The following is a 14,294-nucleotide window of genomic DNA, read 5'->3' as shown; positions in this document are numbered from 1 at the left end:
TGTGCTGCCAGAGGTGCGCCTGGGCGCACGCTGGGCAGCACACGGCGTCATCGCTTGCACCTGCTCAGCGCCGACAGCAGGCGGTCGGTCTTCTCCGGCGGGCGTACGGCGATCCGCACCCACTCCGGATCGAGGCCGGGGAAGGTGTCGGCGCGGCGTACGGCGACGCCTTCGTCGCGCAGAAGCTCACGGACGCCGGCGCCCGGGCGGGCGAGGACGAAGGAGGCCGTCGAGGGGACGTGCTCGATCTGCTGGGCCCGCAGACCCGCCTCGAGGTGGTCGCGCCAGGCCACGATCCGCTCGGCGCGCTCGCGGGCTTCGGCGCTCGCGCGCTCGGTGGCGCAGGCGAGCATCGCGGCGGTTGCCGTGGACGAGACGGACCAGGGCGTACGCACGGCCTCGAGGTCACCTACCGCGGCCGGGTCGCCGACGACGTAGCCGGCGCGGACACCGGGGATCGACCAGTGCTTGGTGAGGCTGCGGATGACCAGGAGGCCGTCGTCGCGGGTGGTGGTGAGCGTCTCCGGCTCGCCGGGCACCGCATCCATGAACGCCTCGTCGACCACGACCAGCCGCCCTGGGCGGACGAGGGCGCGGAGGCTGGCTGCCGGGTGGAGCACGCCGGTCGGGTTGGTCGGGTTGCCGACGACGACCAGATCGGCGTCGTCGGGCACCGCGGCCGGGTCGAGTGCGAACCCGTCCCGGGCGCTCAGACGCACCTCGGTGACGCTGTGACCGGCCTGCTCGAGCGCCGCGTGCGGCTCGGTGAACTGGGGATGGACGACGACAGGCTTCCGCCACGGCCGTGCTCGCGCGACGAGAGTGAACGCCTCCGCCGCCCCCGCCGTCGGCAGCACCTCGGCACGCTCGCGGCCGTGGTGCTTGGCCAGCGCAGCGCGTGCGGGCTCCTCGTCGGGATAGGCCGTCGAGGCGAGCGACTCGTGGAGCGCCTCGTCGAGCCAGCTCGGCCGCTCGCCCGGGTAGACGTTCACCGCGAAGTCGAGCAGCCCCTTGCCGACTTCGACGTCTCCGTGGTGTCGCAGCGGATCAGCAACCCCGCTGGTCGAGCCGCCGGAGCCGCTAGGCGGAGGCGTGTCGAGACCAACACGGTCAACTGTCGCGCTCGAGAGGACTGTGTTGGTCTCGACACGCTCGCTGGCGCTCGCGGCTCGACCGACGGGGGCGAACGAACGTGCGGCGTCGGCGAAACGGCGGGCGAGGTGCGGGTATCCGGCCCAGTGCACGTGCAGGTACGCCGCATGCACCGTGTCGCTGCTGAATCCGGTCGGTGCGCCGTCGACGGTCCAGGCCGCCTCGGTGCCGGCGGCGGGCGAGGTGGCGGTGCGGTGGAACTCGTGGCCGGTGACCTCCTCGCCGGCGCGGGTGAGGAGGGAGTCGGAGGCGGCGGTTGCGACGGGGTAGCGCAGAGTGAGTCGTTCGCTCATCGCTGCGTGGGCGGGGAGGGCGCCGGCCATGGGAGTGCCGTCGAGCGACTCGGCCAGATAGAGCAGTCCGGCGCACTCGGCGACCGTCGGGATCCCGGCTTCCACCGCGGTCCGGAGGTCGGCGAGCAGCGACCGGTTGGCGGCGAGCTCGGCGGCGTACATCTCGGGGAAGCCGCCACCGAGGTAGATCCCGCTGGTGCCCTCGGGGAGCGCGGGGTCGGTGAGCGGGTCGAAGGGGTGTAAGTCGCAGCCTGCTGCTTCCAGGAGCTCCTCGGTCTCGGGGTAGCGGAACGTGAACGCGCGTCCGCCGGCGACGGCGATCACGGGGCGATCACTCTGGTCCTCGACTGTGTTGGTCTCGACACGCTCGCTGGCGCTCGCGGCTCGACCGACGGGAGCTGCTTGACCGACAGGGGTGGCCCCGTCGGTCGAGCCGGCGTCGTGAGGAACGAACGACGCCGTTTCGAAACCAACACAGTCGTCCCCGCGCAACGCCAGCACCGGATCCCAGGCATCTCCCTCGAGCCCAGGCGCCGACCGCGCAACGTCCAGCAGAGCGGCAAGATCCAGATGCGCAGCGACCTGCTCCCCCAGCCGCTCGATCAGCGCGACCGACTCCGCCCGCTCGTCGACGGGCACGAGCCCGAGGTGGCGCGACGGAGTCGCCAGCGTCTCGTCGGGCGGCAGCATCCCGAGCACGGGCAGACCGTGCTGCTCCAGAGCGCCGGTGATCTCGTCGGCGTTGCGCCCCGGACGACACCGGTTGAGCACGACTCCCCCGATGCGTACGGACGGGTCGAAGACCGCCATCCCGGCGGCGATCGCGGCGGCGGAGCGCGACATCCGGGCGACGTCGAGCACCAGCACCACCGGCGAGGAGGTCAGCGCGGCGACGTGAGCGGTCGAGGCGAACCCGGAGGTGCCGAGGCGGCCGTCGTAGAGCCCCATGACCCCCTCGATGACGGCCACGTCGGCCCCGGCCGCACCGTGGAGCAGCAACGGAACCACCCGCGACTCGCCCACCAGGTGCGGGTCCAGGTTGCGGCCCGGACGCCCGGTGGCGAGCGCGTGATAGCCCGGGTCGATGTAGTCGGGCCCGACCTTGTGCCCGCTGACCTCGTGACCGGAGGCGCGCAGCGCCGCCATCAACCCGGTGGCGATCGTCGTCTTCCCCGAGCCCGTCGAGGGAGCCGCGACCACCAGCCGAGGCAGGGTCACCATTCGATGCCCTTCTGCCCCTTCTGGCCGGCATCCATCGGGTGCTTGATCTTGGTCATCTCGGTGACCAGGTCGGCCACCTCGAGCAGCGCCGGGTCGGCGTCACGCCCGGTGATCACGACGTGCTGGCGCCCGGGCCGCGCCGCGAGCTCGGAGGCGACCTCCTCGGCGGAGACCCAGCCCCACTTGATCGGGTAGGTGAACTCGTCGAGCACGAGCAGGTCGTAGGTCTCCGCAGCCAGGCAACGCTTGATCTCCGCCCAGCCCTCGGCGGCCGCGGCGGCGTGATCCTCGGCGTCGCCCTGCTTGCGCGACCACGACCAGCCCGAGCCCATCTTGTGCCAGTCGACCGGGCCGCCCTCGCCGGTCTCCTCGTGCAGAGCACCCAGGCGCTCGAGCACGGTCTGCTCGCCGATGCGCCACTTGGCCGACTTCACGAACTGGAAGACCCCGATCCGCCAGCCCTGGTTCCACCCGCGCAGCGCGAGCCCGAACGCGGCGGTCGACTTCCCCTTGCCCGGCCCGGTGTGCACCATCACCAGCGGCCGGTTGCGGCGCTGACGCGTGGTGAGCCCGTCGTCGGGCACGTTGAGCGGCTGTCCCTTCGGCATCAGGCTGCTCCCTTTCCAACAGTGGTGTATCCGTGCACGGCCGACGTCAACGCCTCGGCGCTGACCTCGGCGACCGGCACGTGCTCGGCGCCCAGGTGACCGGCCAGCTCGCGCGCCAGCCCGAGCCGCATCGGGCCGCTCTCGGAGTCGATGACGACGGTGGTGACACCCAGACCGGCGACGTACGCGGCGGCCTGCTGCGAGCGCTTCACGGCAGCCTTCCCATGGGTGCGCGAGTTGGCGCGGCCGTCGGTGACCACCACCAGCAAGGGCCGCAGGTCGGGGTCGCGCAGCTGCTCGCGCTGCAGCACCCGGGCGGCCTCGAGAAGGCCTTCGGCCAGCGGCGTACGCCCCCCGGCGGGGATCTCGTCGAGGCGGGCCGCCGCGAGGTCGACCGACCCGGTCGGCGGCAGCGCCACCTCGGCGCCCTCGCCGCGGAAGGTGACCATCCCGACCTTGTCGCGACGCCGGTAGGCGTCGAGCAGCAGCGAGAGCACGGCCGCCTTCACCTGTGCCATCCGCTTGCGCGCGGCCATCGAGCCCGACGCGTCGACGCAGAAGAGCACCAGGTTGGCCTCGCGACCTTCGCGGATGGCCGTGCGCAGGTCTTCGGTGCGCAGCTCGACCCGTCCGGTCGTACGCCCCCGGGCGGCCTGCTTGCCTGCCGCGGCCTTGAGCGTCTCGACGAGGTGCAGCCCGCCTCGGCCGCCCTCGGTCGCGCCGATCCGGCGGCCGCTGCTGCCGATCGCCTTGCTCCGGCCGCCGGTGCGGCCCGTGCCGAGGCCGGTCACGGTCAGCAGGCGGGGGCGGTAGGCCTGAGCCGCGGAGGTGACGGACTCGGGGGCGACGCCTGAAGGAGCCTGGGGCTCGTTTGGGGGCTGGTCGTCCGCGGGAGCGTCTGTGTTGGTCTCGCTGTTGCCGTCTGGTTCGGCGCTCGCTTCGCTCGCGGGCTCGACCGACAGGGGTTCTCCCCCGTCGGACCCGTCGTCCCCGCTGGCCGATCCGTCGGAGCTGTCTTCCCCGTCGGTTGAGCCGTCGGAGCCGCTAGGCGGAGGCGTGTCGAGACCAACAGAGTCGTCACCCGAGCCGTCGTCCGAGCCATCGTCCGGCCCACCCTCCGGCGGCTCAGGAGGCAGCTCGTCGTCGCCGAGGATCCGGTCGAGCAGGTCCTCGTCGAGCCCGGGAGCGTCGAACGGGTTGCGCCGGCGCCGGTGCGGCAGGGCGAGCAGCGCGGCCCGCCGGATGTCGGCACGCGTCACCTCGGAGCGACCTGCCCAGGCGGCGTGGGCGACCGCGGTGCGGGCGGTGACGATGTCGGCGCGCAGCCCGTCGACCTCGAACGCGGCGCACACCTCGGCGATCTTGAGCAGCCCGGCCTCGGTCAGACGCACCTTGCCGACCAGCTCACGCGCCTCGGCGATCCGCGCGGTCAGCGCCCGCTCACCCGGGCCGAACCGCTCGGCGAACGCGGCGGCGTCGAGGTCGAAGGCCATCCGGCGGCGTACGACCTCGGCGCGGAGGGAAGGATCGCGCGGCGCCGCGACCTCGACGGTGAGCCCGAAACGGTCGAGGAGCTGCGGGCGCAGCTCGCCCTCCTCGGGGTTCATGGTGCCGATCAGCACGAAGCGCGCCGCGTGCGAGACGGAGACGCCGTCGCGCTCGACCGAGACCCGGCCCATCGCGGCGGCGTCGAGCAGCAGGTCGACCAGGTGGTCGTGGAGCAGGTTGACCTCGTCGACGTAGAGCAGCCCACGGTGGGCGCGGGCGAGCAGCCCCGGCTCGAACTCGACGGTTCCACGCGAGAGCGCGCTCTCCAGGTGGATCGAGCCGACGACCCGGTCCTCGCTGGCCCCCACGGGCAGCTCGACCAGCCGCACCGGCCGGCTCTCCACGGCCGCAGCGGCGCCGAACGGACCGTCGGGCGACTCGGCGGAGCCGTCGGCCGGGTCGATCGAGAACCGATCGCCCGCGTAGACCGAGATCGAGGGCAGCACGGCCGCCAGGCCGCGTACGGCCGTCGACTTGGCCGTGCCCTTCTCGCCGCGCACGAGCACGCCGCCGATCTCCGGGGAGATCGTGGTGAGCACGAGCGCGAGGCCCATGTCGTCGAGCCCGTCGGCAGAGTCGGCCTGGCAGCCGAGGACGGCAGAAAATGGGTAGTGCACCGGCATGAGAGGCTCCCGCTCCCTATCGCATTGACTGGATGGTCGCGAGGCCGGTCTTCGGACTTGCCGAGGCCCCACGGATGGGGCTCGACTCACCGCAGCGGGCCTGTGCCGGACTCTCACCGGCTTCCCAGATTCTCCCTTCGCACCGTCACCGTCGGCTCCTGCACGGATCCGTCGGCTGGGCGGTCGGGGCACCTCGCGACTGTGCGGTCACTGTAGCCTCTGGCCCCATGATCGTCGTCGTGGGCATCGGTGCCGGAGGTTGGGACGAGATTCCCGTACGCCACCAGCGGCTGATCCGCGACGCCGGCGTGCTCCTCGGCGGCAAGCGCCACCTCGACATGGTGCCCGACGTCGCCGGCCAGCGGCGCGAGCCCTGGCCGAGCCCGTTGCGCGAGGGGCTGCCGGCTCTGCTCGAGTCGCTGCCGACCACCTCGGTCGTCGCGCTCGCCTCCGGCGACCCGCTGGTCTCCGGCATCGGCACGACCCTGATCTCGGCCCTCGGGCGTGAGTCCGTACGCATCGAGCCGGCCGTCTCCTCCGTCGCCCTCGCCCGCGCCCGGATGGGCTGGGCGGCCGAGTCGTGCGCGGTCGTCAGCCTCGTCGGCCGCGACGTCTCCCTGGTCTCCCGCGAGCGCTCCCCCGGCCGCCGCATCCTCGCCCTCTCATCCGACGGCTCGACACCGGAGAAGATCGCAAAATTGCTGGTCACCGCCGGTTTCGACGCTTCGACGATGACCGTGCTGGGTGACCTGGGCGCAGAGACGGAGACCGCCCGCGCCGCCACCGCCGCCACCTGGTCGGGCGCGTCCCCGCAGCTCAACATCGTCGCGATCGAGTGTGAAGCCGACCGTGTTGGTTTCGACACGGACCCGCTCGTTCCTCGCGGGTCCGGCTCAACCGACGGGGGCCCGTCGGTCGAACCGCCGGAGCCGCTCGACGGGGGCCACCCGCCGGTCGAGCCGCCGGAGCCCCTGGGCGGAGGCGTGTCGAGACCAACACAGTCGTTCCCCACGACCTGGGTCGCCGGCCTGCCCGACGGGGGCCCGTCGGTCGAGCCGCCGGAGCCCCTGGGCGGAGGCGTGTCGAGACCAACACAGTCGTTCCCCACGACCTGGGTCGCCGGCCTGCCCGACGACGCCTTCGAGCACGACGGTCAACTGACCAAGCGCGACCTGCGGGCATCGGCCCTCGCGCGTCTCGCCCCGGCCCCGGGGCAACACCTGTGGGACGTCGGAGCCGGCGCCGGATCGGTGGGCATCGAGTGGATGCGGGCGCACCCGACGTGCACGACGACCGCCGTCGAGAGCCACCCCGAGCGGGCAGCCCGGATCACCCGCAACGCCGTCCACCTCGGCACCCCCGGCCTGAGCGTCGTCGAAGGCCGCGCACCCGACGCGCTGTCCGACCTGCCCACCCCCGACGCTGTCTTCATCGGCGGCGGCGCGACCCGCCCCGGCGTGCTCGACGCCTGCCTCTCCGCGCTCCGACCCGGCGGCCGGATCGTCGTCCATGGCGTCACCCTGGAGACCGAGCAGCTCCTCACGAAGCAGCACGCCGAGCACGGCGGCGAGCTGACCCGGATCTCGGTGGAGTCCGTCGACTCGATCGGCACCTTCCGCGGCTGGGCACCCCAGCGCACGGTCGTGCAGTGGGCCTTTCAGCGCTCCGAGTAGCAGCTCACGCGCGGACGATGCCCGTCACCTCGGCCAAGCTGTCGATCCGATGGGTGGCCGCCGAGAAGTCCTGATCCGCGGTGAACTCGTTGCGTACGACCGCGCAGTCGATGCCCGCGGCGACCGCCGAAGCCAGTCCTCGGGAGGCGTCCTCGACGACCAACGCCTCCTCCGCGGTAGCACCGAACCGCCTCAACCCGGCCAGATAGGGCTCCGGGTGCGGCTTGGCCCGGTCGTAGTCCTCCCGGACCAGCACGAAGTCCATGAACCGCCCGATCTGCCGGTCGCGCCGATCCTTCCGGACCGGCGAAGCCGCGTACGCCGGGACACACGTCAGCCCATGGGTCGATCGTCTAGGGTCGGCGGGTGAATCTGATCGTGCCGTCGGGAAACCGCTCGTGGGTGAAGGCTGGCGCGTGGGCCAGTCGGTGATGGTGTGGACAGAGAAGGACGCCGTCCTTCAGATCGGTCTTCCCACCTGCTGACCATGGGTCCAGGTGGTGCGGGTCGCACCACTCCGGCGGCATGTCGCACCCCTCTGCCCGGCAGCACTTCTGCTGTAACCGGAGCGCCTTGCGCTGGATGGGTTGGAAGAACCTGCTCGTACGTCCCGCGTCGAGGACCTGGCCGTCGGTGCCGAGGACCCAGGGGATGATCGCGGCGTTGCAGGCCATCTTCCGCGCCTCGGCCGCTGAGATCGTGGGCCGTTGACGTCGTCGAACCCGAGGGTCGCGGTGCCGAGGTCTTTGCGGAGGTCGTCGAGGGAGATCACCACGTTGACCGTGGTTGCGTCGCCGCCATGCCTGGGAAGCGCGTCGGGGTCGATGGTCTCCAGCAGCCGCGCGAACCCTTGGCCCATCAGTCGCCCCCAGGGCGGCAGCGGAGAACCTTTCTCGACGAGCTGTTGCTTGCGCGGTTGGGCCCAGGCTTCGACCTGGGTCTTGAACCGGTAACCGACCGAGGCCGGGAGGACCCCGTCGAAGCCAACTGTCCCGTCGTGGTTGTCCCAGATCCGCAGTGCTGTTCTCTGGTGGGCGCGTTCTTCTTCGGCGAGGAGTGCTTTGGCTTCGGCGTCCTCGAACCGGGCCGGGTCGATCTCGGCCAGGATTCGTTTGCCGATGATGCGTAGCTCGTTGGCGGTCAGCCGGGTCGCGTAGTCGACCAGGAGCTTCTCCGCGAGAGCCAGGTCTTCAGTGGTCGCGACCGGGTTGGTTCCGATGTCAGCGAGGGCCTTGGTGATCACCCGCGCTTTAACCTGGGAGACGTCGCCGGTCGCCAGGGCGTCAGCGACCAGCTCGTACGTCGCTACACCCGCAGCGAGCTTGATCTGGGTCCGAGCAGTCCCTTTGTCGACGAGCAGCTCGGCACGCATCCACGCCGAGGCGTCCTTGTCGCCGGTCTCGGCGGCGATGTCACCCGCAGAAGCGAGCACTCGAAGTCGAAGGGCGGCCTGCCGGGCCTCGACCTTCTCCAGCCACGCCAGGACGGTCTTCTTCTGCTTCACATCCCAATAGATCGGGTCCGACGCGAGCAGCCGGTCGAGGGAGGAGTCGACGGCGTCCAAGGTGTCCGTGAGCGAGTCGCCGGGGTTGTTTCCCCAGTGATCGATCCCGCGTCCGACACTCACCTGATGCCCCTCTCAAAGCCTGTCCCAACTACCTCTGATTTTACTCTCTCGACCCCACAAAATCTACCTATTTCCCCAGGTCAAACAGGGTTTTCGATGCGGCAGCGAAGCAACATGAAGTGTCGGCCACACCCGGGCCGTCGCCCCGATATACAGCCAAATCTTTTCTCGATGGATCCCGGTGTCCAGGACCGCGTCAGCGGCCGGCGTAGCCGGCGGCCGTAGGCCGTCCTTGACTCCGGGGTCCATCGAGAAGACCGTGCAGAACGGGTCGACGGCCCCTCGAGTCGCTGTCGTAGAAAGTTTCCGGCAGGGAGGTCTGGCAAGCTCGACCAACGAGGTCCGTCAGCTGGCGAGGTCCCGACGCCAGCGGGGTGTGGTCGACTCCAGCGCCGCGAGAAGACCGACGGCCTCAGCAGGGTCGCTGAGGCGGTGGCCGAACATCTCCTTGATCCGCTTGAGGCGGTGGCGCACGGTCTGCTCGTGCACGGTGAGCTGCTCGGCGACGATGGGGGCGCTGGGGCGGGTGCGGAGCCAGACCAGCATGGTCTCGGCGAGCGCGAGGCGCCGTTTGGGGGTCTCGTCCAGGAGGGGTGCGAGCAGCTGCTCGTCGGTGAAGCGGCGCAGCGTCGGGTCGGCGTGGAGCCACAGCTCCGCCTGGTAGGCCGTGCACCAGACGATGCCGTCCTCGGAGGCGTGGATGACCTGCTCGGAGAGCAGCGCGAGCGCTCGCAGTCCCCAACGTACGGCGTCCTGGGTCTCCTCGAGCCGCACCTCCCAGGTGACCGCGATCGCGTGGTCGGTCGCGGCGGCGACCTCCTGGGCGCAAGCGTGCAGCTCGCGTGCGGGTCCGACCACGATCAGGGCGCCCTGGCTCGACCCGACGAGCAGGTGTGAGCTCGGCGAGCTGAGCTCGGACGAGAGCGATCCGCCCGGCATCACCGCCACGACCACGCGGTCGGCGAGCGCCCAGCCGGCGCGCCCCGCGAGCACCTCCAGTCCCTCGACCGGCGCGGCTCCGAGAAGCGCCGCGAGGAGCGCGAGCCGGGGGTCGACCGGTGCGGTGGGCTCGGTGAAGCCGTGCATCGCGTGGTCGAGCAGCTGGCACTGGTAGTCCATGAGCGACTCGGCCAGATAGCCCACCATCGTCATCGGCAGGTGCAGCTCGTGGGCGATCGCGGTCATCTCCCGCCACGACTCCTGGGTGGCGATGTGGTGCCCGGCCCGCATCGCGTCGAGGTTGTGACCGGCCCTCCCTTCCAGGCTGCCGAGGTGTCGATAGACGTCGGCGACGCTGTGGCCGCGCACCGGCGCCCCCGACATCGCGTCGATGAACAGGGTGACCGCCTCGTCGAGCGCCTGCTCGATGACGTCGTGCACCCGCGGATCCCTGAAGGCGTCCACCTCGTGGCAGATGCGATGGGCGATACGACGCGACAGCTTGCGCGCCCGTGGCCGGCAGGCCACCACGATCTCCCGGGCGATCGGGTCGGTCGGCGGCGACAGGGTGATGCGTGGGGTGGGGCGAGGCCTTCTCGGGATCGTGCCGGTGAAGGTGTCCGTCTTCTTTCGTGCCATCGGGGTCACAGCTCTCCTCCGCGTCGGCCCCTCGTTGAGTCGCGACCTGGGGAGCCGCACGAGGGACGTCATCCATCAGCAGTGAAGGACCTCACAGACCCATGCGTCCAGAGGCGCAGAGACAGTGCGCGCAAATACCTGCAAAAGTTGTGATGGGCATCACAACTTTTGCTCTTCGAATCAAAACTGTCACCCATCTGACAGTTTTGGCCCGCTCCCGGTCTCCTCGGCCACGACCTGCTTGTCAGCGATCGCTCGCAGCCCCCTCAATGGTGACGTCATCGCAGTTGTGGTCGGGCCACGCTCGGTTCGATCACGTCCATCCCATACCGCAAGGGGAGATCGTGAGAACCCAGCCTCTACCCCGTCGCCGCACGTGGGTCGCCACGGCTTTCGCTGCTCTCGTGGCCACCGCGTTGCTCACGGGGGCACCCGCTGCCCAAGCAGCTGAGAACCCGACGCTCGACATCGACTTCGACGCCGTCGGTACGACGCACATCGGTGCCCAGGTCGACGCCTCGATGGACCTGGGCCCCTCGGTGCTCGAGTCGACGCTCGACGTCACCAACGGCCACATCGTCGGGGGTTCCCTCGACATCCCGCAGAAGACGATGAGCTTCGACGTCTTCGGCATCCCGGCCCGCGCCACGGTCACCATGACCCAGGTCGGCGAGCTCACCGGCGCCATCGTGCCCACCGACCAGCTCGGCAAGTCGACGCTGACCTCGACGGTGGCGTACGACATCAGGCTGAGCGACGTCGAGGCCAAGGTGTTCGGCGTCTGGTGGCCGCTCGCGGTCGGCAGCCGCTGCCACACCGCCGACCCCGTCTCCATCACCGCCAGCACTCCCGAGGGTGAGTTCTTCACCGTCAACGGCGGCGGCCGGGTCACCTCTAGCTACACGATCGGGAGCTTCACCGGCTGCACGCCGCTGAACTTCCTCGACATCCCCGGCTTCTTCCCGACGTTCGGCTCCGTGCCGGTCAACGCCCTGGTGCCGGGCTCCGACAACACCCTCGACCTTCAGATCTCCAACCCCCGCGCGGGTCTGGCTTGAACCGCTCGGACTCAACCCAACACACAAGGAGAAACACCATGAAGAAGATCACCAACCGCGTGCTCACCGGTCTCGCCGCCGGAGCACTCGCTGTCGGCACCGTCGCGGCCATGTCGGCACCCGCCCAGGCGGCGGCCGACGGCTACACGCCGACCGGCCCGGACCCGGTCACCTTCGTCGGCGACACCGTCGCCTTCACCGCTGACGACGCCGGCCAGACCCTGACCTGCGACGTGTTCGACCTGGAGGGAAGCATCACCGCTTCCGGCACCAGTCGGGCCTTCGGTGACTCCGCCGGCACGCTCGACGACCTCACGTCCAGTGGCTGCACCAACCCGATCGCCGGGGACACCACCGTCGAGCCGACCGGTGCCTGGGACGTCGCGATCACCGGGGCGGAGGTCGGCTCGGTCTCGCCCGCCGCGCTCAGCGATGTGACTGCGTCCGTCTCGGCGGCCAGCTGCGACTTCAACGTCGCGGGCGGCGTCACCGGCGAATTCGACGACTCGACCGGTGTGTTCACGCCGACCGCGTCGACCCTGGTCATCTCCGACGACCCGGTCGGCTTCGTCTGCACCCTCCTCGGCGTCGCGAAGGGTCAGCACATCTCCGTGGACGGGAGCTGGACGGCCGCGGGCCTGACCATCACCAACCCGTGATCGACAGGAGCTGATCATCCCATCAGGGGTCTGTGTCGGTGCCAATGACCGCCGACACAGACCCCTATTTCATCCCCACAGGAGGCCAGTCATGACAAAACTGTCCAACCGAGTGCTCGCCAGAATCGGCGCTGCGGCGCTCGCGATCGCCACCCTTGCGGCCACGTCGCCTTCCCAGGCCTCGGCCAACACCTACACGCCACACGGTGTGCCTGCCACGGTGATGATCGGCAACGACGTCGCCTTCACGTTCGACGACGCCGGTCAGACGTTCATCTGCGAACAGTTCGACCTGCAGGGCTCCCTCACCGACCCCGGTCTCAGTAGACCATTCGGGACGAGCGCCATCACTTTGAACCAACTTGTCGACGGCGGTTGCTTCAATTCGATCTTCGGCGACACCACGTTCGATATGACCGGTACCTGGGGATTTGCGATCACTGGGCCCGAGGTTGGTTCGGAGTCGACCGCCACCCTCATTGACGCAGACATGTTCTTCTCCGCAGCTGACTGCGAGTTCAACATCACCGGCGAGATCACCGGCGTCTTCGACGATACAAGTGGAGTGTTCACCGCCACCGGGTCAAGCCTAACCATCGCCGACGTTCCTGTCGGCTTCATCTGCGGGATCCTCGGCCTAGCCCAAGGTCAGAGCATCAGTGTTGAGAGCGGCATCTGGACGATCAGCAGTGTGACGATCAGCAACCCATGATCGGCAGCCACTGACCAACACCCACGCCCCTGGGAAAACTTGTCACGCGCGTGACAAGTTTCCTCGAATCAGCGGCCCTCGTTCCATCGTTCTGTGGCGCTCGCCACATTCGCGGTCTTAACTGATGGCGGACACCCGCACGGTCCTCGCCGGACCCGATCACCTGAGGAACTCTTCATGCGTATCCCTCGCCGCCGTGCCGGAGCACGCTCTGACCGGACCGCCACCGACACCAATTGGCTGACAACGGTCCTCCTGGGTCACACACGAGCAGAGAAGAGCGTTGTGAGCAGCGCGCACCGCGGAAGCGCGTCGACCGCCCCACGACGGGGATGGAGGGTCGCCGCGCTGGCGATGGTCTGTCTACTGGCGACGGTGCCGACCGGAGCGGCTGCGCCCGAGGACGACCTCCCGGACCGGACGAAGCACAGCGCCAGTGGCCCTATCACCTCGACTCAGATCATCTCGACGCAGCGCGCGAAGATGAGCATCACGATTGGCCCTGACAACCCGGTGTGGGGCCTGTTGTACTACGGGATGTTCGACGCGTGCAGAAACGGGAGCACCCTCGCACGGTGTCCGGTCGGGCAGACACCGGACGCCTACGGGGGGCTTCTCAGGGTCGCCTGGCCCTTCGAACCACTGCCAGACTCTTGTGTCCCAAACCGCCCACCCGAGGAGCGCACGCAGTACGTCAGGTCCCAGCTCGTCGTCCTCTCCCCTGAGCCTCACAAGACGCCCGAGGGCACCACCTATCCACTGGGCAATATCGGCGAGTTCCCCGAGGTCCAGGTGAACCTATTGGCGTTCGGGTCGATTCCCGCCACGGTGACCCTGCGGATGTCGATGACCAGGCTGGGATCCACGATCCCGCCGTGGACCGTGCATGTGTGGAACCCCACCGGATACAAGGCGCCCACAGGAAAGAACTGCGCAGTCTTCTACCGCACCCTGCTCGAGGGACAGGTTGACATCCGGCTCGAGGACCTCAAGGTCGACGGCAGGTCCGTTGACCTCGGCCCGAACTGCCGGACGTCCCGTCCCGTCGACATCGCATTGTGGGGGGAGCAGGGCTACCAAGCGTTGGCTGGGGGATACCTGAGCCAACGCGACGGTCACGAAAAGGGTGACGGGACGGTCGTCCCCCTGCATGCCCCCCTCGATCCCGCCGAGTACGTGTCGCCTTACCACGATGACGAGGGCCGGATGCTGCCGGACTCGACTGGCGTGGACATCCCACCATTCACTGGCTGTGGCGCCATCGAAGATCTCGACTCGCTCGTCACCGCGATGGCCTCCGGCCCGAACAACCCTCTGCGTGTCCACCAAGGAACGCCGGGCTTTACATTCGATCCTGCGGACCTGGCGAAGTGCGTCGCCGGCCGCTGTCCGCTACCAGCCCCCGAAGCGCCGGACACAGCAACGCCGTCCAACCCGCCACCGGACCACGACTGGTGACTAGCCTGGCATAGGGGATGACGCCGCTGCGTACCTCTCCTCGTGGATCACCGAGGAGAGGGCGGAGCGGGGGCGCCAGCCGAA

The 14,294-nt window shown here is 69.7% G+C and carries 11 protein-coding genes and 1 riboswitch; of the genes, 5 read left to right on the top strand and 6 right to left on the bottom strand.

The window, feature by feature from the left end:
- Positions 1 to 47 precede the first annotated feature (47 nt).
- The 3 genes from cobBC to FB381_RS07440 are packed head-to-tail and all read right to left on the bottom strand — an operon-like array spanning position 48 to position 5,445.
- The gene (gene cobBC, locus FB381_RS07450) at positions 48 to 2,666 is read right to left on the bottom strand and encodes a bifunctional hydrogenobyrinic acid a,c-diamide synthase/histidinol phosphate aminotransferase CobBC (protein WP_141779702.1); all 2,619 of its coding nucleotides are present in this window, start codon (positions 2,664 to 2,666) and stop codon (positions 48 to 50) included.
- A complete protein-coding gene (gene cobO, locus FB381_RS07445) occupies positions 2,660 to 3,274 on the bottom strand; it encodes a cob(I)yrinic acid a,c-diamide adenosyltransferase (RefSeq protein WP_141779701.1) in 615 nt (204 codons plus the stop codon). The genes cobBC and cobO overlap by 7 nt, the downstream gene beginning before the upstream one ends.
- On the bottom strand, positions 3,274 to 5,445 hold the full coding sequence (locus tag FB381_RS07440) for a VWA domain-containing protein (protein ID WP_246088004.1): 2,172 nt from the start codon (positions 5,443 to 5,445) through the stop codon (positions 3,274 to 3,276). Before FB381_RS07440 ends, cobO begins: the two co-directional genes overlap by 1 nt.
- A 24-nt stretch (positions 5,446 to 5,469) precedes the next feature.
- Positions 5,470 to 5,622, bottom strand: a riboswitch (cobalamin riboswitch).
- A 50-nt stretch (positions 5,623 to 5,672) separates the two neighbouring features.
- Here FB381_RS07440 and cbiE point away from each other — a divergent pair.
- Positions 5,673 to 7,118: a precorrin-6y C5,15-methyltransferase (decarboxylating) subunit CbiE gene (gene cbiE, locus FB381_RS24235; RefSeq protein WP_246088003.1), complete on the top strand. Its 1,446-nt coding sequence runs from the start codon at positions 5,673 to 5,675 to the stop codon at positions 7,116 to 7,118.
- A gap of 4 nt (positions 7,119 to 7,122) precedes the next feature.
- Here cbiE and FB381_RS07425 read toward each other — a convergent pair whose 3' ends face one another.
- From FB381_RS07425 to FB381_RS07415, 3 genes are all read right to left on the bottom strand, one after another.
- A complete protein-coding gene (locus FB381_RS07425) occupies positions 7,123 to 7,395 on the bottom strand; it encodes an HAD family hydrolase (RefSeq protein ID WP_281285076.1) in 273 nt (90 codons plus the stop codon).
- A gap of 183 nt (positions 7,396 to 7,578) precedes the next feature.
- The gene (locus FB381_RS07420; RefSeq protein WP_246088002.1) at positions 7,579 to 8,745 is read right to left on the bottom strand and encodes a 13E12 repeat family protein; all 1,167 of its coding nucleotides are present in this window, start codon (positions 8,743 to 8,745) and stop codon (positions 7,579 to 7,581) included.
- A gap of 345 nt (positions 8,746 to 9,090) precedes the next feature.
- On the bottom strand, positions 9,091 to 10,323 hold the full coding sequence (locus tag FB381_RS07415; RefSeq protein WP_170225091.1) for a PucR-like N-terminal domain-containing protein: 1,233 nt from the start codon (positions 10,321 to 10,323) through the stop codon (positions 9,091 to 9,093).
- A gap of 404 nt (positions 10,324 to 10,727) precedes the next feature.
- On the opposite strand from FB381_RS07415, the gene FB381_RS07410 reads away from it, so the two are divergent.
- From FB381_RS07410 to FB381_RS07395, 4 genes are all read left to right on the top strand, one after another.
- Positions 10,728 to 11,381: a hypothetical protein gene (locus tag FB381_RS07410; protein ID WP_141779698.1), complete on the top strand. Its 654-nt coding sequence runs from the start codon at positions 10,728 to 10,730 to the stop codon at positions 11,379 to 11,381.
- A gap of 38 nt (positions 11,382 to 11,419) precedes the next feature.
- The gene (locus FB381_RS07405; RefSeq protein WP_141779697.1) at positions 11,420 to 12,040 is read left to right on the top strand and encodes a hypothetical protein; all 621 of its coding nucleotides are present in this window, start codon (positions 11,420 to 11,422) and stop codon (positions 12,038 to 12,040) included.
- Between the two features lie 91 nt (positions 12,041 to 12,131).
- A complete protein-coding gene (locus FB381_RS07400; RefSeq protein WP_141779696.1) occupies positions 12,132 to 12,752 on the top strand; it encodes a hypothetical protein in 621 nt (206 codons plus the stop codon).
- A gap of 285 nt (positions 12,753 to 13,037) precedes the next feature.
- Positions 13,038 to 14,210: a hypothetical protein gene (locus FB381_RS07395; RefSeq protein WP_141779695.1), complete on the top strand. Its 1,173-nt coding sequence runs from the start codon at positions 13,038 to 13,040 to the stop codon at positions 14,208 to 14,210.
- Positions 14,211 to 14,294 lie beyond the last annotated feature (84 nt).

Source organism: Nocardioides albertanoniae, assembly GCF_006716315.1.
GTDB classification, from domain to species: Bacteria; Actinomycetota; Actinomycetes; order Propionibacteriales; family Nocardioidaceae; genus Nocardioides; species Nocardioides albertanoniae.
This window is presented reverse-complemented; position numbering and strand designations above follow the sequence as displayed.